At 38.9% G+C, this 24,710-nt stretch carries 20 protein-coding genes and 1 pseudogene; 9 read left to right on the top strand and 12 right to left on the bottom strand.

Features of this window, described 5'->3' with window-relative positions:
* Position 1 precedes the first annotated feature (1 nt).
* Positions 2–433 carry an acyl-CoA thioester hydrolase YciA gene (yciA, locus tag HMPREF0693_RS01880; protein ID WP_004243075.1) on the bottom strand — a complete coding sequence of 144 codons (432 nt, stop codon included), beginning with the start codon at positions 431–433 and terminating at the stop codon, positions 2–4.
* Between the two features lie 73 nt (positions 434–506).
* A complete protein-coding gene (locus HMPREF0693_RS01875) occupies positions 507–1,160 on the bottom strand; it encodes a septation protein A (protein WP_004243074.1) in 654 nt (217 codons plus the stop codon).
* Positions 1,161–1,465: 305 nt separating this feature from the next.
* Here HMPREF0693_RS01875 and HMPREF0693_RS01870 point away from each other — a divergent pair, with 305 nt between their 5' ends.
* The gene (locus HMPREF0693_RS01870) at positions 1,466–3,250 is read left to right on the top strand and encodes a SulP family inorganic anion transporter (RefSeq protein ID WP_036932139.1); all 1,785 of its coding nucleotides are present in this window, start codon (positions 1,466–1,468) and stop codon (positions 3,248–3,250) included.
* A gap of 132 nt (positions 3,251–3,382) precedes the next feature.
* On the opposite strand, the gene HMPREF0693_RS01865 is transcribed toward HMPREF0693_RS01870, so the two are convergent.
* Positions 3,383–4,144, bottom strand: a complete 762-nt coding sequence (locus HMPREF0693_RS01865) for a YciC family protein (RefSeq protein WP_004243072.1) — start codon at positions 4,142–4,144, stop codon at positions 3,383–3,385.
* A 443-nt stretch (positions 4,145–4,587) separates the two neighbouring features.
* On the opposite strand from HMPREF0693_RS01865, the gene ompW reads away from it, so the two are divergent.
* Positions 4,588–5,229: an outer membrane protein OmpW gene (gene ompW / locus HMPREF0693_RS01860; RefSeq protein WP_004243071.1), complete on the top strand. Its 642-nt coding sequence runs from the start codon at positions 4,588–4,590 to the stop codon at positions 5,227–5,229.
* A 653-nt stretch (positions 5,230–5,882) separates the two neighbouring features.
* On the opposite strand, the gene HMPREF0693_RS01850 is transcribed toward ompW, so the two are convergent.
* The 6 genes and pseudogenes from HMPREF0693_RS01850 to HMPREF0693_RS01820 all read right to left on the bottom strand — a co-directional run bounded on the left by HMPREF0693_RS01850 (position 5,883) and on the right by HMPREF0693_RS01820 (position 13,033).
* Positions 5,883–6,197 (bottom strand): BON domain-containing protein, encoded by a 315-nt coding sequence (locus HMPREF0693_RS01850; RefSeq protein WP_004243069.1) that lies wholly within the window; start codon positions 6,195–6,197, stop codon positions 5,883–5,885.
* Between the two features lie 270 nt (positions 6,198–6,467).
* On the bottom strand, positions 6,468–7,277 hold the full coding sequence (trpA, locus tag HMPREF0693_RS01845) for a tryptophan synthase subunit alpha (protein WP_004243068.1): 810 nt from the start codon (positions 7,275–7,277) through the stop codon (positions 6,468–6,470).
* Entirely contained in the window at positions 7,277–8,467 is a 1,191-nt protein-coding gene (gene trpB, locus HMPREF0693_RS01840) for a tryptophan synthase subunit beta (RefSeq protein WP_004243066.1), read from the bottom strand. Before trpB ends, trpA begins: the two co-directional genes overlap by 1 nt.
* 16 nt (positions 8,468–8,483) lie before the next feature.
* Positions 8,484–9,857, bottom strand: a complete 1,374-nt coding sequence (gene trpCF, locus HMPREF0693_RS01835) for a bifunctional indole-3-glycerol-phosphate synthase TrpC/phosphoribosylanthranilate isomerase TrpF (protein ID WP_004243064.1) — start codon at positions 9,855–9,857, stop codon at positions 8,484–8,486.
* 5 nt (positions 9,858–9,862) lie between these two features.
* Positions 9,863–11,456, bottom strand: a pseudogene (gene trpD, locus HMPREF0693_RS19395) (bifunctional anthranilate synthase glutamate amidotransferase component TrpG/anthranilate phosphoribosyltransferase TrpD).
* A complete protein-coding gene (locus tag HMPREF0693_RS01820; RefSeq protein WP_004243059.1) occupies positions 11,456–13,033 on the bottom strand; it encodes an anthranilate synthase component 1 in 1,578 nt (525 codons plus the stop codon). The pseudogene trpD and the gene HMPREF0693_RS01820 overlap by 1 nt, the downstream one beginning before the upstream one ends.
* 318 nt (positions 13,034–13,351) lie before the next feature.
* Here HMPREF0693_RS01820 and rnm point away from each other — a divergent pair, with 318 nt between their 5' ends.
* The 4 genes from rnm to HMPREF0693_RS01800 all read left to right on the top strand — a co-directional run bounded on the left by rnm (position 13,352) and on the right by HMPREF0693_RS01800 (position 17,295).
* Complete coding sequence (rnm, locus tag HMPREF0693_RS01815) at positions 13,352–14,212, top strand: RNase RNM (RefSeq protein ID WP_004243058.1); 861 nt, start codon at positions 13,352–13,354, stop codon at positions 14,210–14,212.
* 24 nt (positions 14,213–14,236) lie between these two features.
* On the top strand, positions 14,237–14,857 hold the full coding sequence (locus tag HMPREF0693_RS01810) for an L-threonylcarbamoyladenylate synthase (protein WP_004243057.1): 621 nt from the start codon (positions 14,237–14,239) through the stop codon (positions 14,855–14,857).
* A 366-nt stretch (positions 14,858–15,223) separates the two neighbouring features.
* Entirely contained in the window at positions 15,224–16,150 is a 927-nt protein-coding gene (gene rluB / locus HMPREF0693_RS01805; RefSeq protein WP_004243055.1) for a 23S rRNA pseudouridine(2605) synthase RluB, read from the top strand.
* A gap of 233 nt (positions 16,151–16,383) precedes the next feature.
* Entirely contained in the window at positions 16,384–17,295 is a 912-nt protein-coding gene (locus HMPREF0693_RS01800) for a hypothetical protein (RefSeq protein ID WP_248694445.1), read from the top strand.
* 52 nt (positions 17,296–17,347) lie between these two features.
* On the opposite strand, the gene cobO is transcribed toward HMPREF0693_RS01800, so the two are convergent.
* Positions 17,348–17,938, bottom strand: coding sequence for a cob(I)yrinic acid a,c-diamide adenosyltransferase (cobO, locus tag HMPREF0693_RS01795; RefSeq protein ID WP_004243052.1), 591 nt, complete (start codon positions 17,936–17,938; stop codon positions 17,348–17,350).
* 23 nt (positions 17,939–17,961) lie between these two features.
* The gene (locus tag HMPREF0693_RS01790) at positions 17,962–18,723 is read right to left on the bottom strand and encodes a YciK family oxidoreductase (RefSeq protein ID WP_026090429.1); all 762 of its coding nucleotides are present in this window, start codon (positions 18,721–18,723) and stop codon (positions 17,962–17,964) included.
* A gap of 213 nt (positions 18,724–18,936) precedes the next feature.
* Here HMPREF0693_RS01790 and sohB point away from each other — a divergent pair, with 213 nt between their 5' ends.
* Entirely contained in the window at positions 18,937–19,983 is a 1,047-nt protein-coding gene (gene sohB / locus HMPREF0693_RS01785) for a protease SohB (protein ID WP_004243049.1), read from the top strand.
* Between the two features lie 332 nt (positions 19,984–20,315).
* On the opposite strand, the gene HMPREF0693_RS01780 is transcribed toward sohB, so the two are convergent.
* Complete coding sequence (locus HMPREF0693_RS01780; RefSeq protein ID WP_036896103.1) at positions 20,316–20,564, bottom strand: YciN family protein; 249 nt, start codon at positions 20,562–20,564, stop codon at positions 20,316–20,318.
* A gap of 305 nt (positions 20,565–20,869) precedes the next feature.
* Between HMPREF0693_RS01780 and topA the strand changes: the two genes are divergently transcribed.
* Both topA and sodC read left to right on the top strand, forming a co-directional pair.
* Complete coding sequence (gene topA / locus HMPREF0693_RS01775) at positions 20,870–23,467, top strand: type I DNA topoisomerase (RefSeq protein WP_004243046.1); 2,598 nt, start codon at positions 20,870–20,872, stop codon at positions 23,465–23,467.
* Between the two features lie 173 nt (positions 23,468–23,640).
* Positions 23,641–24,165, top strand: a complete 525-nt coding sequence (sodC, locus tag HMPREF0693_RS01770) for a superoxide dismutase family protein (RefSeq protein WP_004243045.1) — start codon at positions 23,641–23,643, stop codon at positions 24,163–24,165.
* The last annotated feature ends 545 nt before the right edge of the window (positions 24,166–24,710 follow it).

The raw sequence follows: 24,710 nt of genomic DNA, 5'->3' as shown, positions 1-24,710 counted from the left end.
GTTATTCCATGGTACTTGCTAAGGTAAAATTGGTTTTACCTTCAGGTAGGCGACGAGCACTATTATTCTCATCGACTGCCACATAAGTAAACACGGCTTCAGTGGCACGATACCGTTGACCTACCGGCTCGGTTGCTACTTTTTTAACCCACACTTCAATATTAACAGTAATTGAAGAGTTACCGGTTTTTAAACAACGAGCATAACAGCAAACGACGTCGCCAACGGCAACAGGTTTTAGAAAGGTAATGCCTGTTACACTTACAGTAACAACGCGACCTAAGGCAATTTCTTTCGCTAAAATGGCACCACCAATGTCCATTTGAGACATTATCCAGCCACCGAAAATATCACCATTGGCGTTAGTATCAGCTGGCATGGCAAGCGTACGTAATACTAGCTCACCATTAGGCAAAGATTGTTGTTCAGTCATGGGGAAATACTATCTATCAATGTTAAAACTAAGGAGACTCCCTTGAGGCAGTCTCCCGATAAAATAGAGGTCATTATTCAGATTTAGATGTCACATCTTTATGTAATACTTTAGATGTTGATGTTGTTCCGTTATCTGATGTTTCAGATGTATGACTTTCTGTTGATTCCTCTTTCGTCTCTTCTTCGGGTAACCGGTTGTTCCAGATATACACAACACTAATCACAGTAAAGATTAAGGTTAATATTGTTAACCCAAAGACTTTAAAGTTTACCCAAGTTTCTTGAGATAAAGAAAATGCGACATAAAGATTACCCAGCGCACAAGCTAAAAAGAACAGTACCCAAGCGATATTGAGTTTTTTCCAATTAGTCGCTGGCATCGCTAATTCTTTACCTAGCATTCTTTCCATTAATGTTTTCGGCGTAAAGAGTTGCATCGCAATAAGCACTAGCGCAAAAATGGCGTAGATTGCGGTGACTTTCCATTTAATAAAGACATCTGAATGGAAAGCGATAGTCAATGTACCAAATATCGTTACAACGATTGCGGTGATCAGTGGTGCTTTTTCGACTTTATGGAAGATAAGCCATGTTAAACCGACTGAGATCCATGTTGCTACAATTAATGCGCCAGAAGCATAGAAAATATCTTGCCATTTATAAAAGATAAAAAACACTAATAGTGGAGCGAAATCAAGTAATTGCTTAAGCCAGCCGTTTTTCATAACCGATAGAAACCTATTGTCGTTAAATTTATAAACTAGGTTATTCTAATGCAAAGCGACATGAAAAGGGTAAACAATTGCATATCTTTAATAAGATCAGGCTTATTTATCACAATATGGCGGTTTTATATTAGATTAACTCATTGAATATAAGGTTTAATTTAATCTTGTGTCATTTAAAGATAAAGTATTGATTATGGTAGGAGATTAAAACATCACTCTAGTATATGATTCATTGAGCCATTATCTCTTCACGCGACTTTTTGATGAATGCGCGAAAAAGTAATTCAGATAAGAGGAAATCAATGAACGGAAAAAGAATAATAAAATGGATGCCTGGATTAGGCTTATTGTTTAATTATCAGCGTGAACATCTTGGATATGATATTAAAGCAGGGCTTTCTGTTGCTGCGGTTGCATTGCCTGTTGCTATCGCTTATACCGAATTACTCGGTATCAATGCCATTGTGGGATTATACGCCTGTATCTTACCCATGATCATGTATGCTTTATTTGGCACTTCACGCCAATTAATTACTGGCCCTGATGCTGCAACTTGTGCCGTGATAGCCGCAGTTGTCATCCCTCTTTCTGCGGGGGATGAAAATACCCGTTGGCAACTGGCCATTATAATGACTGCAATGACCGGTTTTTGGTGCATTCTTGCGAGTCATTTTCGCTTTGGCGCATTTACGGACTTTCTCTCTAGACCTATATTACAAGGTCTATTAAATGGCGTTGCCATCACTATCATGGTGGGGCAATTGAGTAAAGTATTTGGTTTTACCACCTCCCCAGAATATTTAATTGAAAAATTACTTGAAGTACCTTTTCGATTAAAAGAAGCACATTGGCCAACACTGTTGATGTCGGCGCTAACCTTAGCATTACTATTAGGTATTCGTCATTTTAGACAACGTTGGCCCGCTCCGTTAATTGCTATGGTGGTGATGACCTATTTAAGTTGGCAATTTGATTTAGTCAATTATGGGATTGCTATTGTTGATAAAGAAGCAGACAACGGTGATCTCTTTTTACCCATCGTTTCAATGAGTGGCTTTCATCTTGGGTCACTTCGTGAATTAATTGTTCCTTCCATTAACCTTGCGGTGATTAGTTTTGTTAGCTTTATGATGACGGCAAGAAGTTTTGCTAGCAAAAATGGTTATGATGTTGATGCCGACCAAGAATTAAAGGCATTAGGCATTGCTAATATCGCATCGGCACTTTCGCAAGGATTTGCAGTAAGTGCCGCCAGTAGCCGTACTGCGGTGAATGATTCTGTTGGCGGTAAAACACAATTGGTCTCTATTGTGGCGGCGTTAGTCATTTTAGTTGTGTTGCTTTTTATGACCGACTTTATTGCCTACATTCCGTTATCTTCTTTAGGCGTTGTGCTGATTGTTTCCTCTTGGTCATTGCTAAGTATTCGTCATATTTGGTCTTATCGTAAACGAAATCGACAAGCTTTTACCTTAGCAACGTTTACTTTATTAGCGGTGTTGTTAGCGGGATTGATTAACGGCATTGGTTTTGCTGTGTTACTTGGGTTATTGCAATTTTTACGTATTGTATTCCGCCCAAGTGATCAGTTATTAGGTGTTGATGAACAAGGAATGATCCACTCAATCAACCAAGGTAACGGCATTGAATCGATATCAGGATTGATGATGTATCGTTTTAATTCCCCCTTAACCTATTTCAATGTTGGCTATTTTAAAAAGCGGGTACTACAGCTAGTGGACAGCGCGCCACAACGTCCTGCATGGTTAGCGGTTGATGCTACCGTAAGTTTTACTTATGACGATGTGAGTGTTTTTGCTGTTATTGATGAGCTAATTAGAGAGCTTAGGATCAAAGGCGTTAAATTGGTATTGGCTGGGCGCAGAACAGAATTAAATCGTTGGATTGCACGTAACAAGATCACTATCAATGATGATGATTTAATTATTGCCCCCGATCTCTATTTTGTTATTCGTTTATATCAAAGTCGACAACAAATAAAAGAAAAACACAAACAGCAACAACAAGTGCCGTTTGCTGAAGATAACCAAGCTACTTTCATCAGGGATACGGAAACGGGTGGATAGAATGTATAACATGGGGTTTAGTGGCTGGATAGGTGTGTAAGGCTAATTGATTGTTTTTAAATGATTATGTTAATAAAAATGCCGTGCTAATCTATTAATCACATTAGCACGGCATTGTTTGCTGCGAGGGGGTTACTTGGTGATATATTTATTTTCAGTCAGCATAAACAGACGGAATAGATAAATAATCATCCATGCAGACGTAATATTCTTTAAAAAATAATATAAAAATTTGTGGATCATGTTAGGCAATTCACCCGTAATATTGCTTAAGAAGCCAATCCCAAATTGTAATAAAATCCAAATTCCTAAGGCAGGGATCAGCGCCCCTGATTCACCAAAGCCCATTTTCCAGCCTAGACGTATTGCGCTACCAATAGATTGTTGGCGTACCAGTACGACTGGCGCTAGTGCAAATCCCACTAATAAAATGATACCAGGGATAATCAACATAAAGCCTGCACTAATTAAAATAGAGCAGAGCAAAATTAGCAGAAACATCTTCGGTAAACGGGGTAAGCTGGCATTAAACGTTTGGTTCAATGTCACGTTATGACCGGCAGAAAGTGCCATTGCCAACATTAAAATCACTAAAACCAGAATACTTTGCTGAAAAAGCTCAAAAACATAGACCAGTAAGACCTTTTGAAATACCCCAATAACACTGTTATTCATCGCTTCTAATTCAGCGGGTGAGACATCAGCGAATCTGGTTTTTTGAAAATTAATAATAAAGTCATTAATTATTTGTGATTCTTGTGCATTAGGGCCAACCAATAGATATATGACAGCTAAAATGAGGGCCAAAACTGCAGATAGCGTGATAATGCTACGTTGTTCATTTTTATAAAAGTTAAGACTATCACGGTAGATTGTGCGTGCCGGGGTAGGCATGAAACTGCTCCTATACAAATAGACTAAGTCAATGGGACATATTGTACCTTTTAAGACAACAAAAAGGGATCATTTCTGTTATTTCTATAGCTATTGTTATTGAAAGGTTTTTTTCATTCGTTTGGCGAATGAAAATTAAATAATCAAATTAGATGAAACATTAAATTAACAATTAAATAACGATATTGTCAAATATCATCTTTTAATGAGGTTCTTTTATTTAATGATTCTTAAAAACAATAAATTTAATTATAAGAAAATATTGTATTAATGCTAAATTTGATGTGGATCAATTATAAATAATCAGCATCATAAATAATAAAGAGAGGAATAACACTTTCTGCAAAAATAATTCCAAAGTTGTGATCGGCATTAGATCATAATTACTTATTAATGGGTATATTTTAGCGGAGATTTTACTTATTACAGGAATGGGTTAAATAATGAAAAAACTTTCTGCGCTTATTCTAGCGGCTGCAACACTTGCACCGTCTATTTCTTTTGCTCATCAAGCGGGTGATTTTTTATTCCGTGCGGGTACTGCAACAGTTCGTCCTAATACAGGTTCAGATACTATATTAGGTGGGCATTTTGATGCTAATAACAACACTCAATTAGGTTTAACCTTTGGTTATATGGTAACTGATAATATTGGGGTTGAGTTATTAGCAGCAACACCTTTTGAGCATAAAGTTTCTTTAACTGGTGTGGGCGAAATTGCTAAAGTTAAACATTTACCGCCAACATTAATGGCACAGTATTACTTTGGTGGTGCTGAAGATAAATTACGCCCTTATTTAGGTGCTGGTCTAAACTTTACGACTTTCTTTGATGAAAAATTCAATAATAATCCAGCGGTAGGCCAACTTGGATTAAATGATCTTGATCTTAAAAACTCTTGGGGCTTTGCAGCACAAGCAGGTTTAGACTATAACCTAGATAAAAACTGGATGCTGAATGCTTCTGTTTGGTGGATGAATATCGAAACCGATGTCAAATTTAAAGATGGCGATGGAAACCACTATAAAGTGGATACTCGCTTAGACCCATTTGTGTTTATGTTCGGTGTTGGTTATCGTTTCTAATTATTCTTGCAATAACAGAATATGCTATTAAGTATCAGCGGGGCAGTGGCTCCGCTTTTTTTTTATCTGTGTTAATCATAATTGCTTATCTACAGTGATCGTGTTTAGATTAAAAAATTTTATTACCTCTATTATGTGTATTAAGGCTTAGCTGATTATAACTAAAATAATAGAGGTATATTTTAATGGTGTATTAAAAATGCATCTTTATATTTTTTATTAGTTAAAAAAATAATCACTATTCTCGATGAGCATTTAATTGGCTCGCATAAATGGGAATTTATAGATGTATTTTATTTGCATGTTTTATCTGCCCATGATATTGCCTAATAATAATTAAAAAAATAGCGCCTAAAGCGGCCAAAAATATTATTACTGATATTGAATAGTACTATTAAGAAAATGATGGCTGCATCAAATTTAAGTGAAAGTCACCAGTGTGGTGAAAATAACATCGAAAAAAGATAAGTATAACTTTAGTTTTAACGGTTTTTTTTGGGGTATTTTACCCGTAAAAAAGAAACGTCTTATTTTAGTAAAACAGAGAATTTGTCAAAAATTGATCTTCATACCAAAGAGTATGGAATGCTTTAGGCGAGACAAGAAAAAAACCACCGAAGTGGCTTTTTTCTTACTGACTTATAAAAAATAGCTTAACGGATAACCATTGAGTTAATGACACCTTTAACGCCAGTGACTTTACGTGCGGTTTCTATGGCGCGATTTGCATCAGCCTGTGAAGAGACAAAACCACTTAACTGAACTTTACCTTTAAATGTCTCAACGCTAATTTGTGTTGAGTTTAGGTTTTTCTCACCAATTAAAGCTGTTTTTACTTTAGTGGTGATCACCGAGTCATCAAAATATCCCCCAGTGCCTTCTGATGTTGCCGTTGGAGAGCATGCAGATAAAGTCATGGCCATAAGTAATGCCGCTAATACGGTAGAAATTTTTGCCCATAGTTTCATTATCAAACTCCTTATAATGACATTATTGATTGAGTACTACTGAATAGAAAACCTAAAGCTGTATACCCTATATAAAGTATGTGCAAGAAATGACAGATTGCCAACTGACTGAGCAAAAATAGTTTTATGCTTGTTCAGGCGAATCAAGCATTACTCGCGCTATGAATAGAGGCTGATGGGGAAGTGATGGTCGATTGTTAATGATTAAATTAGGAAAAATCTGCTTAGGAAAAAGTTTTCTCTAAGCAGACGGCGATAATAATTTTAGACTTAAACGCTTATTGTTGCGGCTTTCATTTGTTGCACAAACTGCGTCAACATTTTTAACATCACATCAGGTTGATGTAGGTTATTTTCAATAATTTGTACAACGGCTGAGCCTGAGATAGCGCCAAATGCACCATTACTAATGGCCTGTGAAACTTGTTGTGGCTCAGAAATACCAAAACCTTGTAATGCAGGTGGTGCATTATAAGCTTTAAGTTTACTGGTTAAATGAGTGAGTGACTGTTCTGCTCGTTTATCTGTCCCCGTAACACCGGCTCTTGATAATAGATAAGTATATCCCTCTGCGCTGGTGGCTAACTCTTGTAATAACTCATCATCTGCATTAGGCGGGCAAATAAAAATCGGGGCAATATTCGCGCTTAATGCCGCTTCTCGAAATTGTTTTGCTTCACGCAAGGGAACATCACCAATCAGTACTGAATCAACACCCGCTTGTTGGCATTTATGGTAAAAATTATCAACGCCATTGCTAAAAACAAGATTTGCATACACCAATAGTCCAATCGGAATAGTGGGGTGTTTTTGGCGGATCTGGCTTAATAACTCAAAACAGAGGGTTGGGGTGACATTAGCATTTAATGCCCGTAAGTTTGCCCCTTGAATAGTAGGGCCATCAGCCAGTGGATCAGAAAATGGAATGCCTATCTCTAACGCATCTGCACCCCCTTCAATTAATGCGTCAATAATTTTTAACGACAGTTCAGCATCGGGATCACCTAAAGTGACAAAGGGAACAAACGCGCCTTGTTGTTTTTGTGCTAATGCTTCAAAGCATAATTGATAACGGCTCATTAAATTTCTCCTCGTGCAGCTAAAATATCGTTAACAGTAAAAATATCTTTGTCACCTCGTCCGGATAAATTGACAATTAAGAGTTGTTCTTTATCTGGATTTTGGGCAATCAGTTTCAACGCATAGGCCAGAGCATGTGACGATTCTAATGCGGGGATGATCCCTTCACGGCGTGATAGCGTTTTAAAAGCCTCAATGGCTTCATCATCTGTTACAGAAACATAATCTGCACGGCCAATGCTGTTTAAATGCGCATGTTGCGGGCCTACGGATGGGAAATCTAATCCTGCAGAAATAGAATAGGACTCTTCAATTTGGCCTTCTTCGGTTTGCATAATCGGTGATTTCATACCGAAATAAATGCCTAACTTGCCATGTTTTAATGGTGCTCCGTGCTCTCCTGTTTCGATCCCTTTTCCTGCCGGCTCAACACCAATTAATTGTACTGAGGTTTCTGGTATAAATGAGGCGAATAAGCCAATGGCGTTAGAGCCACCGCCAATACAGGCGATAACGGCATCAGGGAGACGACCTTCACGGGCTAAAATTTGCGCTTTAGCTTCATCCCCAATCATGCGCTGGAATTCGCGAACAATAGTGGGATAAGGATGCGGGCCTGCCGCAGTGCCTAATAAGTAGTGAGCACGCTCGTAGCAACCAGACCAGTCACGTAACGCTTCATTACACGCATCTTTTAATGTTGATGAACCACTATGCACCGGAATAACTTCGGCACCCATTAAACGCATACGAAATACATTGGGTGATTGACGTTCAACATCTTTTGCCCCCATATAAATACGGCACTTCATATTTAACAGAGCACAAGCTAACGCAGTGGCAACACCATGTTGCCCAGCGCCCGTTTCTGCAATAATTTCTGTTTTTCCCATCCGTTTTGCTAGCAGTGCTTGGCCTAATACTTGGTTTGTTTTATGAGCACCGCCATGCAATAAATCTTCACGTTTTAGATATAAACGGGTACGAGTACCTTGGGTCAAATTGCGACAGAGTGTCAGTGCCGTTGGTCTACCTGCATAATTTTTGAGTAGATCTTGAAACTCTTGCTGAAATGACGGATCGTTTTGTGCGTCAATAAAGGCTTGTTCAAGTTGATCTAATGCAGGGATCAATATTTCTGGTACATATTGACCACCAAACTCACCAAAGTAGGGATTAAGTTTTCTCATTGTGATGTTGTCCTTGTCAGAAATTTTGTGAAAATTTGCTTTGTTGTAATTGTGTAAAGACTTGCGATAGACGTTGTGGATCTTTGATACCTGCTGAAGATTCCACCCCTGAATTAAAATCAAGTCCTAAGCAACCGGTGTTTAGAGCGTCTAAACAGTTATCACTGTTTAGGCCACCTGCAAGTAATGCTTTATGGCGTAAAGTAGGCGGAATAGTTTGCCAATCAAAGGTTCTACCTGTACCACCCGTACCATTATCTAATACATATTTGTTAACTTGTGCAATGTGCTGAATATCATGGTGATAAGCCATATTAAGCGCTTGCCAAATTTCGCATTGTGGAGCGATTTTTTCCCTTAGTTGGGCAATAAATTGTGCATCTTCAGCGCCATGTAACTGAACCGCAGATAAATTAAGTTGTTTAGCATAGTCACAAATCAGCTCAATAGATTGGTTTTGAAAAACGCCCACAAAAGCTAATGGCGCTTGTGTTATCAATAATTGCGCTTGTGACAGTGTCACTCTTCGTGGTGATTTCTCAGCAAAAATTAATCCTCCATAATAGGCACCCACTTGATAGGCCGCTTTTACATCTTGTGTGCGGGTTAAGCCGCACACTTTATGCTTTCCCAAAATAAGTGCTCTTACCGCTTGGGCAATATTCTCTTGTGACATCAAGGCACTACCCACTAAAAAGCCATTAGCATATTGACTTAGTGTTTTAACTTGTTGATGGGTATGAATTCCAGATTCGCTGATAACAATAGCCTCTTGCGGTAAACCTTGGCTAAGTTGTTCGGTACGGGATAAATCAATAGAGAGATCACGTAAATTACGATTATTAATCCCGATCACTTTTGCTTTAAGCTCAATGGCTCGCTGACGCTCTTCTTCGGTGCTCACTTCTGTTAATACTCCCATGTTTAATTGGTGAGCAACGGCACTAAGCGCACGATACTGTTCATCATTAAGAACAGAAAGCATTAATAAAATGGCATCAGCTTGGTAAAAACGAGCTAAATAAATTTGGTATTCATCGATAATAAAATCTTTACATAAAACAGGTTGATGAACGGCATCACTAACTTGACGTAAATAATCAAAACTGCCTTGAAAATATTTTTCATCAGTCAGTACCGAAATAGCGGCTGCATAGGGTTGATAAATTTTCGCAATGGCAACGGGATCAAAATCAGAGCGAATAATCCCTTTTGAGGGCGATGCTTTTTTACACTCTAAAATAAACACTGGGTGTGATCGCGTTAATGCTTGATAAAATGAGCGTGTCGATGGCGCAATCTTATCTATAAAGGTTGATAAAGGTTGCTGTGCTTTACGTGCAACTAAATATTCGGCTTTATCTTTAACAATGGCATTTAATACAGTCATTATTTTTATCCTCTTGCGGCTAGCGCATTAACGCGATTAATGGTTTTACCGCTATAGATTGCGTGCATAGCAACTTCGGTATTAGCTTTCAAATCTTCTTGTCCGTGTAAACGCATTAATAAGGCGACATTGGCAGCGACGGATTCAGTGTGTGCGCGTTTACCTTGTCCTTGCAGTAAATTAGCCAATAATTGGCGATTAACCTCAGGTGTACCGCCTTCAAGATCACTTATCGCACAAGGACGTAGACCAAAATCACTTGGGGTTAATTGATAACGAGTGATTTCCCCATTGTGTAATTCAGCCACTTGTGTGGGAGCATGTAATGACACTTCATCCATTCCACCACTATGGACCACTGCCGCACGTTTGTAGCCCAAGACATTTAAGGTATCTGCAATAGGCATTAATAATTCAGGACTATAAACACCAATTAATGCTAAAGGCGGACGCGCTGGATTAATTAATGGGCCTAACACATTAAAGAGCGTGCGTGTTCTTAGCTGTTGGCGCACAGGGGCGGCAAAGCGAAAACCACTGTGATAAAGCGGCGCAAATAAAAAGCATAGTCCAATTTCATCTAACAATTGGCGGGCATCGTTGGCACTTTTATCTAGCGGAATACCAAATGCCGCTAATAAATCTGATGATCCTGAGCGACTAGACACGCTACGATTACCATGTTTAGCCACTTTTAGACCAATTTCTGCCGCGACAAACGCACTGGCTGTTGAAATATTGATGCTATTGGCTCCATCGCCGCCAGTACCCACAATATCGCAAAACAGATAATCTGGGCGTGGAAAAGGAGAGGCATTATCCAATAGGGCACGAGCCGCTCCGGCAATCTCTTGAGGGTGCTCACCACGCATTTTCATACTAATCAATACGGCTGCTAACTGTGATTCTGTTAATTCACCACGAATAATCGCACTAAACAGTGTTTGGCTCTCTTCTAAGCTTAATTGTTGTCCTGCAAATAATTTATTGAAGATAGTATCCATATTATGCGTCTCCTCTTGGTGCTTGTGCCCATGCAATGGTTTGTTGTAAAAGTTGTGCGCCTTTAGTGGTTAAAATTGATTCTGGATGAAACTGAAAACCACAAGTTCGATGTTGGCGATGGCGCACGGCCATCACGGTGTTATCACACCACGCATTGACGATAAGTTGCTCAGGCACAACTTCGCCAGAGAGTGAATGATAACGAGCGACGGGCAGAGGATTTGGCAGATGTTCAAACATCGCCTGCCCATCATGGGTGGCGAGCGTAGCTTTACCGTGTAAAATTTCCCCACAAGAAGAGACTTTACCGCCATAAGCTTCAATAATGGCTTGATGCCCTAAACAGATACCAATAATAGGCAATTTACCTAACATGCGATTAAGTAGCTCAGGCATACAACCCGCTTGTGATGGTGTACCAGGGCCGGGAGACAACATAAGAATAGGGTTATCTAACAGGTTTAATTGTTTTTCGATAAAAGAAGCGCTGACATCATTACGATAGATGATCACTTGATGATGTTGACTGCGTAAAAGGTCGACTAAGTTATAAGTAAAAGAGTCGATATTATCGAGTAGTAAGAGCGTCGCCATTAGTAAGCCTCCTGCATATGCGTTTCAGCATGCGCCTGTAAAATGGCATTGATAACCGCTTGTGATTTATTGCGAGTTTCTTCTGCCTCCATTTTGGGATCAGAATCGAGCACAATACCAGCGCCCACTTGAATAGTTGCAATATCTTTTTCTACATAAGCAGAACGAATAACTATGCAAGTATCAAAATCACCGTTACCAGTAAAGTAGCCAATTGCACCGCCATAACTGCCTCGTTTGGTTTTTTCATATTGTGCAATCAGTTGCATAGCACTGACCTTCGGTGCTCCTGAGAGTGTCCCCATATTCATACAGGCTTGATAGGCATGAAAAATATCTAAGTCATGACGTAATGTTCCTACCACTCTTGATACTAAGTGCATAACAAAAGCGTAGCGATCTACTTTGGTTAATTCGGCGACATAACGGCTTCCAGCTTGGCAGATACGCGCTAAATCGTTGCGTGCTAAATCAACCAACATAAGGTGTTCTGATAACTCTTTGGTATCTGTGCGCATTTCAAGCTCAATGCGGCTATCTAAATCAGCATTGATTGAGCCGTCGGCATTGCGACCTCTTGGGCGTGTACCTGCGATAGGATAAATTTCAATTTGGCGATCACTTGCTTGATATTTCAACGCACTTTCAGGTGACGCACCAAAAACGGTAAATAACGCATCTTGCATATAAAACAAATAGGGACTGGGGTTTTTTTGTTTCAAAACTTGATAGGCAGCCAGTGGTGAAGGGCAGTTAATTTGAAAACGACGTGATGGAACAACTTGGAAAATATCGCCACGACGAATATAGGTTTTCATCGCTTCAACAATAGCACCATACTCTTCGTCATTCATATTGCTACTTACAACCGCTTGCTGAGGTGTTAATGGTTGACGTTGTGGTTGTTTTAAAGGTTGCTGTGCGAGTGCAACTAATTGTGCCTGACGGTTATCAAGACGCTGACACTCTTGTGGATTATCCGTAAAGGCAACGGAAATTAATTGGCTATGATGATGTTGATGGTCGATCACAATTAACTGTTCAGCTAAATAAAAACAGTAGTCAGGGCAAGAAAAAACCGCTTCTAAATCAGGTAAGGATTCAAATCCGTTCACTAAATCATAGGCAAATAACCCTCCCACAAAAATAGCATTGGCTTCTTTTGCAGCGCTATTTGCTAGGAAAAAACGTAAAACATCAAATACGCTAGCCGCTTTTAACTTGCTCTCTTCATCTTGAGGGAAAGATGATGATGCAAAAGTAAATACACATTGTTCCGCTTGCTCTACGGAGAGTGTGCTTTTTTCTTTTAGTGCGTTTTTTAATAACGCTAAGATATGTTGGCCGTTGAGACTTAACGCATCGACAGTCACTTGATTTTTGTTTGCACTAATACGTAATGCACTATCAACGATTAACAAACTTTTTAAATTGGCTTTGGTATCAATTTGTGCGGATTCTAACAATAAGGTGTGATGACGATGTTCACACAACGTATTGAAAAGTAACGCCGGCTCGCTGTGATAAGGCAATGCCGTTACCTTAGTTGTTAATGGGAATGCAAGTGAAGTGTTCATTATTATCGCTCTATTTTCTTTTTTCTGGTGCTGATAAGCACAAAATTGGCATATAAAAAAACCCGCGGTAGGCGGGTTTTAGATATCACTGATGCTAAGCAGGAGATCAAACCGCCCATAAAAGAGTTTTGCGCCACCACAGAGCAATAAGACGTTGATTGATATTCATAAGATCTCCTTACAGCGGATGATAAGTTTATATTTAATAGACTAGCTCATGTTGTGTACTAGTAAACTGGATTATATTAGGTTCGTCAAGTACTTTATGGCATACTCTTAAAAATTCGTTGTATCACTGAGGATAAACAGGGAGAAGGAATGACTGAATTGCTATCTGATTTACGCGTGATTTATGATCTGCATAGCCATACTACTGCATCAGATGGCGAGCTCTCACCTGATGAATTAATCGATAGAGCCATTGAAAAACAAATTACGGTATTAGCGATAACCGATCACGATACTACTGCTGCTATCCAACCTGCCAAAAATTATATTGCAGAAAAAAGTTTACCTTTAACTTTGATATCAGGTGTCGAGATATCGACTTTGTGGGAGAATATAGAAATCCATATTGTTGGATTACAGATTGATATCGAACACCAAGCTATGACGACATGCCTAGCAAAACAGAGTCAATGCCGTGAAACTCGCGCTAAAATGATCGGCGAACGTTTAGCTAAAGCGGGTATTGCTGGGGCATGGGAAGGGGCAAGTGCCCTAGCGAAAGGCGGGCAAGTGACACGAGGACACTTTGCGCGTTTTTTGGTTAATGAAGGGCATGTGGCATCGGTCAATAAAGTATTTAAACGCTATTTAGCAAAAGGAAAAACAGGTTATGTACCGCCACAATGGTGCTCAATTGGTGACGCTGTCACGGCTATTCATCAAGCAGGCGGAGTTGCGGTATTGGCACATCCTGGTCGCTATGGTCTATCCTCTAAATGGTTAAAGCGATTAGTGCTTTATTTTAAACAACAAGGTGGTGATGCTATAGAAGTGGCACAATGCCAACAACCACCACAAGAGCGAGAACAACACGCAGCTTTAGCACAAGCTTATGATCTTAAAGCTTCGTTAGGTTCTGATTTTCATCGCCCTTGCTCGTGGATAGAGCTAGGACGTAATTTATGGTTACCCGCTAATGTTGAACCTGTATGGACATTATGGCAGGGATAACATCAAAAAGTCGTTGAGGGATATATGAGCCAACTTTTTTACATTCACCCTGATAATCCGCAGGCTCGTTTAATTGAACAAAGTGCGGATGTTTTACGCAAAGGCGGAGTGGTAATTTATCCAACAGATTCAGGCTATGCGATAGGTTGTTGTTTGGATAATAAAGATGCGATGACGCGTATTTGTCGAATTCGCCAACTCGATAAACATCATAATTTCACTCTAATGTGTCGAGATTTATCAGAAATTGCCACTTATGCCTATGTTGATAATGTTGTTTTCCGTTTAATTAAAAATAATACGCCTGGTAACTACACCTTTATTTTAAAAGCCACCAAAGATGTACCTAAGCGTTTAATGAATGATAAACGTAAAACAATTGGTTTACGTGTACCTTCTAATCCTATTGCGCTGGCATTATTAGAAAATATCGGTGAGCCATTAATGTCTACCAGCTTAATATTACCGGGTAATGATTTTGCAGAGTCAGATCCGGAAGAGATTAATGACTTATTGGGTAAACAGGTTGATTTAGTGATCCACGGCGGTTACTTGGGGCAAAAGCCAACCACGGTGATTGATTTAACAGAAGATAGCCCCGTTATTGTCCGTGAAGGAATGGGCGATATTACGCCTTTTCAATAACCTTTTAAATTTGGTAAATGCATCATAGGGGACTTATTATAGTGAGATAAAAGGTGAAGAGATTTATTGCTTGTGTTAAATTTACGCACTGCGATAAAGCCATTGGGTGCATCTTGTGGTTAGTGACATCAAGAAAGCTGTTTTTGAAGTAAACGGCATAGTAACGATGGAAGCCTAAGGCGTTATTTTATCAACACGATTTTATTTGTCATGCTCATTTTATTGTCACTTTGGCATGGCTTATCCCTGAATCAATAGACCTGTGTTTGTTAAACAGTTTAATAAACATGGGTTATTTTTTACCTGATTGATTTTAAAACTAATTTATTTTATGACGCCTGTGAAGGCGACACATGAGGTTGTTTCATGAGCGATAAATCGCAACGTACTGAAAAATTACAAAAAATTCTTGCTCGTTCTGGTCATGGTTCTCGACGTGAGATTGAAGGCTATCTTCAAGAAGGCCGTATCAGTATTGATGGCGTGAAGGCAAAATTAGGCGATCGTATTGATGCCAATTCTACAGCCAAAATCCGTTTAGATGGTCGTATATTAAGTATTCGCGAAGCACAAAAAGATGTTTGTCGAGTGTTAGCTTATTACAAGCCAGAAGGTGAGCTATGTACACGTAGTGATCCACAGGGCAGACCGACCGTATTCCAACGTCTTCCGCGTTTAAATAGTGCGCGTTGGATAGCCGTTGGTCGTCTTGATGTTAACACCAGTGGTTTATTACTCTTTACCACTGATGGTGAGTTAGCCAATCGCTTAATGCACCCAAGTCGTGAAGTTGAGCGTGAATATGCGGTACGTGTTTTTGGTGAAATTGATGATGCAAAAATTCGTCAATTGACTCGTGGGGTACAATTAGAAGATGGGCCGGCATCATTCCGTTCAGTTTCTTATCGCGGCGGTGAAGGCATTAACCAATGGTACAATGTATCGCTAACGGAAGGACGCAATCGAGAAGTCCGTCGTATGTGGGAAGCGGTAGGTGTGCAGGTTAGTCGCCTTATTCGTGTTCGTTATGGTGATATTGATTTGCCTAAAGGACTTCCACGTGGCGGATGGGTTGAGCTAGGCTTAAATCAAATTAACTATTTACGCCAGCTGGTGGAACTAAACGATGAGACAGTAACCAAAGTGGCTGTCGAAAAAGATCAGCGTCGAATTAAAGCAAATCAAATTCGTCGGGCGGTGAAACGCCATACCAAAATTTCTGCGCGTACTTCAACTTCACCGGCTAAGCGTGCCTCAAGCCGCCGCCAATCAGCGGGAAGTAAAAGCAAATAAACGAATAATTATTGATAAATTCAAATTAAATTTTCAGTTAGATACAGAAGTCTGCTAATTTTTAGCAGACTTCTTTTTTTGATAGCTTTATTTTTATAATAAATAAAACTATGATGCTTATATTAATACGATGATAAGCTGTTTCTATCATATTAATATTTTATTTGTATTTATTACGATAAGGTATACGCGATAATATGCATCGTTATATTTATTTAACAACAGTGTTGTGTATGAACTTTCTTAGTTTAGGCTGTGATGAGGCAACAACATCGACAACACAAACAGGCATTTTTTATATCAGTAACAATAACAATGTGCCGTTACAATTTAAAATTGATACTAATCATTTTTCGATTAATAAAGGTGAGGTAAAAAAAATAACATTAACCAATGGAGAGCATATATTAGAATCAAACTCAGGTGAAAAGAAAGTATTTATGGTTTACCCTGGAAATAATGGGGGGATTATTAATCCCTCTCAGGAAATATACTATAGCTTTACTTCCGTGTTTACTTCAGAAGAAAATAAAGAACACTTTTATTTAGATACGCACTCTGTTTGGATCAATGGACAATTAATACATGGTGCCATTAATAGCACAGATGCTGTGTTTATCGACAACAATATCTTTCGTTGTGACATTCCATTAAATGAGCCTATTCCTCCTTATTTACCAGATTGGAAGAATTCTGGGGTAGGCAATGTATTGACTAAATGCTTCTCTCAAGAGGAGTTTCAAACGTTTTTAGCCAAATATCCTTATGGTATTCATTTCGATAATAATCACGATTTATTAACCAAACAAGCTAAGAAAGAACAGTTTAGTTGGATAAATGAAAAAGATACACGTACTGAGGATTTTAATCCTACACTGAGTGAAATAAATTTTAATAATAAAGAATTAGTCCAAGAAGCTAATACTATTTATGAAATAGTTTACTCGTATTTAGCGTCTCGTGATCCTGATAAGAAACAAGAGCTTTATAATATTTATCATCTGCATATCATGTCTATGGCATGGATTTATAGCCAACAAATACAAAATGATATACTGGATGATAAAGAAGCCTACTTTCAATTAATAAAAGAGACCGGAAGAATATTTGGTGCAGGTATATTAGGTGAACCTGTATTGATATAAATATATTACGGCAATCTGAACACATAATACGAGTTTATTATACGCGTTTATTTTACCAATCAATTCCTTTTTGTGCTTTGATACCACTGTCAAACGCATGCTTAATAGGACGCATTTCCGTAACGGTGTCTGCTAATTCTATTAATTGTCTATGACAGCCTCGTCCTGTAATAATAACACTTTGATGATCAGGACGAGAAGTAATAGCCGCAACCACATCTTCAAGTGGTAGATAATGAAAACTGATCATATAAGTAAGTTCATCTAACACAACTAAATCATAGTCAGGTGAATTGAGTAATTGCAGTGCATATTGCCAAGTATTTAAACAGGCTTGTGTATCGGCAGCTTTATCTTGAGTTTCCCATGTAAAACCGGTTTCCATAACATAGAAGGGAACGCCGGCTTGTTCTAAAAGATTACGTTCTCCATTTTCCCATGTCCCTTTAATAAATTGCACAACACCGACTTTTTTATGATGACCAACCGCACGTGTAGCGGTTCCCATGGCGGCGGTGGTTTTCCCTTTACCATTACCAGTAAAAATCATCAAAATGCCTTGTTCGCGTTGCGCCTGCGCAATTCGGGCATCAACTTTTTCTTTCAAACGTTGTTGGCGCTGTTGGTGTTGTGCATCACTCATAGGATAAACCTTATATTCTCAAGTTATTCAGCAGGTCCGGCTTTACGATCGGGTTGTGCATCTAAAGATTGACCACTCACTTCAATGCTGTCATCACTCATTAGATAGAGATATAACGGCATTAGATCTTTTGGCGTTTTAAGTTTTTGTGCATTTTCATCGGGGAAGGCACTTGCTCGCATACTGGTGCGTGTTCCACCCGGATTGATGCAGTTAATACGCAAGCTACTGTCTTTATATTCTTCATGTAACACTTGCATTAAGCCTTCTGTGGCAAATTTAGAGACAGAATAAGCCCCCCAACCATAACGGCCTTGGCGACCAACACTGGAGGTTGTCAAAATAAGGCTTGCATGAGGCGCCTTAAGCATTAGGGGGATTAAGGCTTTAGTCAACATAAAGGTTGCATTAACGTTGACTTGCATCACATCATGCCAAAGTGTACTTGGTTGGTTAATTATCGGCTCAACGACACCGAGTAGGCCGGCATTTTGTAATACACCGTCCAAATGAGGAAAACGTTTTACGATAGTATCAGCAAATTCCTGATAATCGTTCTCGCTCGCGGTGAGTAGATCTAAAGGGTAAAGCATCGGTTGTTGCCCGCCTGAAGTGATAATCTCATTTTGTACATCTTCAAGCTTAGATAAGGTACGTCCTAACAAGATTAATGTCGCACCATAGCGAGCATATGTGAGAGCAGCTTCTTTACCTATGCCATCACCAGCCCCCGTTACTAGAATTATTTTATCTCTTAATACAGTATGATCGGGTTGATATTGCAACATATTAATATCCTGTTTATTGAAAAATAAATAAAGTGTAACGTCTTATGTGCTTAAGAACCAGTTTAGCGACTCATTTTTAAAGTGATTAACGGCTAGTGATACAGATAATAACTGCCAGAATGGCGCCTTTGTTACTGGCATCAGCGTAAAATTTCGTTAAACTAGGTGCTATGATTTCACTGTGTTTTATTAACCTTAAAAGAGGCCTTTGTGGAGTATATTTTACAATATGGACTGTTTTTAGCTGAGATTGCGACAGTTGTTGTCGCTATTATTGCTATTGTTTCGTTTTTTGTGGTTATCGGTAGTAAAAAGCAACATCGAAAAGGCACATTAAAGGTGACTGATCTTGCTGAGTCTTACCACGATAAACAACGTGTTATGCAACAAGCCAAAATGGATGAGGCTGAATTAAAAGTGTGGCATAAAGCGTTTAAAAAACAACAAAAGAAAGAGCAAAAACTGAGTAAAAACAATGCTAAAGAAGGGCGCAAAGGCGTTGTTAAACCTTGTTTATATGTTATTGATTTTAAAGGTAGCATGGATGCCCATGAAGTTGGTGCATTACGTGAAGAGATAAGCGCTATCCTCTCTGTGGCACAAGCGGGTGATGAAGTACTGCTTCGTCTTGAAAGTCCTGGCGGTATGGTTCACGGTTATGGCCTAGCAGCAGCCCAGTTAACTCGTTTAAAAGATAAAGGGATCAAATTAACTGCAGTGGTCGATAAAGTCGCCGCCAGTGGGGGTTATATGATGGCCTGTGTCGCTGATAAAATTGTTGCGGCACCTTTTGCGATTATCGGCTCTATCGGTGTGGTCGCTCAAATACCCAATATTCATCGTTTATTAAAGAAAAATGACATTGATGTTGAGTTACATACTGCCGGTGAATATAAACGCACGTTAACCCTATTAGGGGAAAATACGGATGAAGGTCGTGAGAAATTTAAACAAGATCTTAATGAAACCCATCTGTTGTTTAAATCTTTTGTGCATAAATATCGCCCTGAATTAGATATCGATAGTGTTGCAACTGGTGAGTATTGGTATGGAACGGATGCTGTAGATAAAGGACTGATTGATGAAGTGGGGGTCAGCGATGATTGGCTCATCAGTCGTATTAATGATTTTGAAGTATTATCCGTTCAATATATCCTGAAGAAAAAAATGGTAGAACGAGTCACTGGTGGCGCAATGGAAAGCGTGGATAAATTAATGATGCGTTGGCTACAAAGGGGTAAAAACCCACTGTTATAAGCATTATCAAATAACGTGTTGCTATCAAATTAGCGATATTCAGCAGTTAGATGTAAGCTGAGTATCGCTATTTTTTTATTATTTATTCAGCGTTTTTCGAATAAAAAAAGCCAGTGAGGTACACACTGGCATAAAAATAATTGATAATTTTTAACAACAATCGGGCAATATTTCCTCTTTCTAGGAAGACTCAATATAGCGATAAAGAGAAAATAAATATAATTGATATTACATATTGAATTGATAGGCTCTGAAAATCTTCTCTATATCTTATATTGATAGTTAATAACCGATTTCTTGGCAATAAGTGCCAAAATAGTCAGCAAACATCATCACGCTAGATGGTATTTTTCAGATAACACATGTGCTAAATGTTTAAACATATTGAATGCAGCGGTACTTTTAGCCGTGGGTAAACCCTGTTCATCTAAAAAAAATTCGCCTTTAAATACCAGTACATTGCCTTTTTGTTCAACAGAATCTGCGTACATACCTTGTAAATAGTCTTCATGTTCACGTATGATTTTATTCGCTTTTTCAAGTAGCATCTCTGCGGAAATAGGTGTAGTTTGTGTCGACATCATTTATGCTCCTTAGAAAAATAATTTGTTGCGCCTCGCTTTTTATCAGGTAGAGTGTGGCATTTTTAAAAGCTTAGCTACTCTATATACATAGACATCGCTATGTTTTAGACCTGAATCAGTGATGAGGTGATTAAAATACCTCAAAAAAAGTAACGTGTTTTGCGTTTAAACAAAAGCTTTGAATAAAAACAGGTTGATATATTGCAAAACTAACGCAATATAAAAAGAGATTTCAAAAGTTTTCTGAGCTGAGGGTATTAAACAATACCGTCATGACAAAGTTTAATTAGGTAAAGGTAATTATGGGTAAAGCTCTTGTTATCGTGGAGTCCCCGGCTAAAGCCAAAACAATCAATAAATATCTTGGCAATGACTACGTAGTAAAATCTAGCGTGGGTCACATTCGTGATTTGCCAAAAAGTGGTTCTGGCAGCCAGAAGAGCGAAAACTCATCCGCCACGAAAGGCGTGAAAAAGGTTAAAAAGGATGAGAAATCAGCCTTAGTCAGCCGTATGGGTGTCGATCCTTATAATGGTTGGCATGCAAACTACCAAATTCTGCCGGGTAAAGAGAAGGTAGTCGCTGAACTAAAAGCATTGGCTGAAAAAGCAGATCATATCTATCTCGCAACGGACCTTGACCGCGAAGGAGAAGCTATCGCGTGGCATTTACGCGAAGTGATCGGCGGTGAAGATGATAGATTTAGTCGTGTCGTATTTAATGAAATTACGAAAAATGCCATTACACAAGCATTCCAAACACCGGGTGAGCTGAATATTGACCGTGTTAACGCGCAACAAGCACGTCGTTTTATGGATCGTGTGGTTGGCTATATGGTTTCTCCGCTGTTATGGAAAAAAGTGGCGCGTGGTTTATCTGCGGGGCGTGTACAGTCAGTTGCGGTACGCCTACTCGTCGAGCGTGAACGTGAAATTAAAGCATTTGTGCCAGAAGAGTATTGGCAATTACACGCTTCACTGCTGACACCCGATGAACAACCCTTGCGTATGGAAGTGACGCACTATCAAGATAACGCCTTTAAACCAGTCTCCTCTGAGGAAACTCAGGTGGCGGTTAAGGCGTTACAGAATGCCACTTTCATCGTTAAAAACCGTGAAGATAGACCAACATCCAGTAAACCAAGTGCCCCTTTGATCACCTCTACATTGCAACAAGCGGCAAGTACTCGCTTAAGCTTTGGGGTGAAAAAGACCATGATGTTGGCTCAACGTCTTTATGAAGCAGGTTATATCACCTATATGCGTACTGACTCTACCAACCTGAGTCAGGATGCAATCCAAATGGCACGTGATTATATTCACGATAAATTTGGTGCAAAATATCTGCCTAAAGAGCCGAATGTTTATTCAAGTAAAGAGAACTCACAAGAAGCGCACGAAGCTATTCGTCCTTCTGATATCAATGTGACGGCTGAATCTTTAAAAGATATGGATAGCGACGCGAAGCGTTTATATCAACTGATTTGGGATCAATTTGTCGCCTGTCAAATGACACCGGCAAAATATGACTCAACCACACTTACGGTTGTATCAGGGGATTATAAACTACGCGCTAAAGGTCGCACATTACGTTTTGCGGGTTGGACAAAAGTCATGCCAGCAATGCGCAGTAAAGATGAAGATAAAACATTACCAGCGGTTGATGTCGGGGCGCAATTAGCGTTAGCTGAGTTATCGCCAACGCAACACTTTACTAAGCCACCAGCGCGTTTTAGTGAAGCTACATTAGTTAAAGAGCTAGAAAAACGAGGTATTGGTCGACCTTCAACTTATGCTTCAATTATCTCTACCATTCAAGATAGAGGTTATGTCAAAGTTGAAAACCGTCGTTTCTATGCAGAAAAAATGGGTGAGATTGTTACCGATCGCTTAGAAGAAAACTTTAGTGATTTGATGAACTACGATTTCACGGCTCAAATGGAAGATCATCTCGACCATGTTGCCAACAACCAAGAAAACTGGAAAGCGGTATTAGATGCATTCTTCACAGATTTTAGTCAGCAACTAGAAGTCGCTGAAAAAGATCCAGAAGAAGGAGGAATGCGACCTAACCCTATGGTTATTACTTCTATTGAATGTCCTACTTGTTCTCGTCATATGGGAATTAGAACAGCGACGACAGGGGTATTCTTAGGGTGCTCGGGCTATGCTTTACCACCAAAAGAGCGTTGTAAACAAACGATAAATCTTATTCCTGAAGATGAATTACTTAATATCTTGGAAGGAGATGATGCGGAAACTAATGCATTACGTGCCCGTCGTCGTTGTCCGAAATGCGGTACGGCAATGGACAGTTATCTTATTGATACTCATCGTAAATTACATGTTTGTGGTAATAATCCTGCATGTGATGGTTATGAAGTTGAAGAAGGTGAATTCCGCTTAAAAGGTTATGAAGGCCCAGTGATTGAGTGTGATAAATGTGGCGCTGAAATGCATCTAAAAATGGGGCGTTTTGGCAAGTACATGGGTTGCACCAATGAAGAGTGTAAAAATACACGTAAGATCTTAAAGAGTGGTGAAATTGCACCACCAAAAGAAGATCCGGTTCCACTACCTGAGTTGCCTTGTGAAAAATCGGATGCTTACTTTGTGTTACGTGATGGCGCGGCGGGTATTTTCCTTGCGGCCAATACGTTCCCTAAATCAAGGGAAACCCGTGCACCGAAAGTCGCTGAGTTAGTACGTTTTAAAGATAGATTATCGGAAAAAATGCGCTACTTAGCACAAGCACCGGTGACCGATCCTGAAGGGAATCCAACCATAGTACGTTTTAGTCGTAAAACTAAACAGCAATATGTCTCTTCTGAAAAAGAGGGGAAAGCAACAGGTTGGTCAGCCTTTTATATTGATGGCAAATGGGTTGAAAAAAGTAAATAATATCGATAGTTATTGATATTTTAAGATAAAAAAGCGACTTACTGACATAAGTCGCTTTTTTTGCATTAAGACGATATGCTAATTAACGTACATTGAAACAGTATTAATGGTGAGTCTCTATTTGTTGATATCGACGACTTTATGCTGAGCATAAATAATAAGAGGAAGATACTATGAAACTGATACCTTTGTTACTCTCTGGACTACTCTTTACATCGGTTGCCAGTGCGGCGAGCTTAGATGTTACGTTAAAAGAAGCCTTACCTACAGGGGCGGGTGATGATATTGGTGTTGTCACTATTACCGAAACCGATTATGGGCTGTTATTTACGCCAAAACTTACTGGGTTAACACCGGGTGTTCATGGTTTTCATATCCATGCTAATGGCTCTTGTGAGCCAGATATGAAAGATGGAAAACCTGTTCCAGCATTAAAAGCGGGTGGTCATCTTGATCCTGAAAATAAAGGTGTTCACTTAGGGCCTTATAACAAAGAAGGGCATTTAGGTGATCTACCTGGTTTGGTTGCCAATAGTAAAGGTGACGCTGATTATGCCGTTCTTGCTCCTAGACTGACTAAGCTTGATCAAATTAAAGATAAAGCCTTAATGGTTCACGTTGGGGGAGATAACTACTCAGATAACCCAGAAGCGCTTGGCGGTGGTGGTGCTAGAATGGCATGTGGTGTGATTAAATAATTCATTTATTTATAATCCAAAAGCTATCTGATGATGGCTTTTGGGTTAATGGTTATACTCACTAAAATAGTGCATAGTTTTATCCCATCGCAATGTGATGAAATCACATTTAATATTGATTAAAAAACGACTGCTTTAAGCGGTTTTTCTTATGTATTTTTTGGGTGTTAACCATATCATTTTTTCTTTTTCTATTTTCCCCGTCATTTTCTACTATTACTTATTTGATTAATTATTTATAAAAAATAATATATCTAACATAATATGAATCTTTATTTATTTCGTTTCTCCTTATTTATGCAATCCGAATTTTATCATTATTCATAAAATGAATATAAAAAGCCCAAAAGAAGATTAAAAAATAGACATATTATATAGGCTAAATAAAATAAATGGCTTATTCAGAATTATATTTTAATCAAACAAATCTTAGTAGATAAATATATTGATAAAATTGAGTTATTTAAAGTGGCAAGGTAATGAAATTGAATGTGATTAATTTTTAACTTTTAAAAATCAATATATTATGAACTATTTTTTGAGCT

It is taken from the genome of Proteus mirabilis ATCC 29906, from assembly GCF_000160755.1.
Taxonomy (GTDB): domain Bacteria; phylum Pseudomonadota; class Gammaproteobacteria; order Enterobacterales; family Enterobacteriaceae; genus Proteus; species Proteus mirabilis.
Note: the sequence above shows the minus strand (reverse complement) of the source record. Positions and strands in the feature narration are given on the sequence as shown.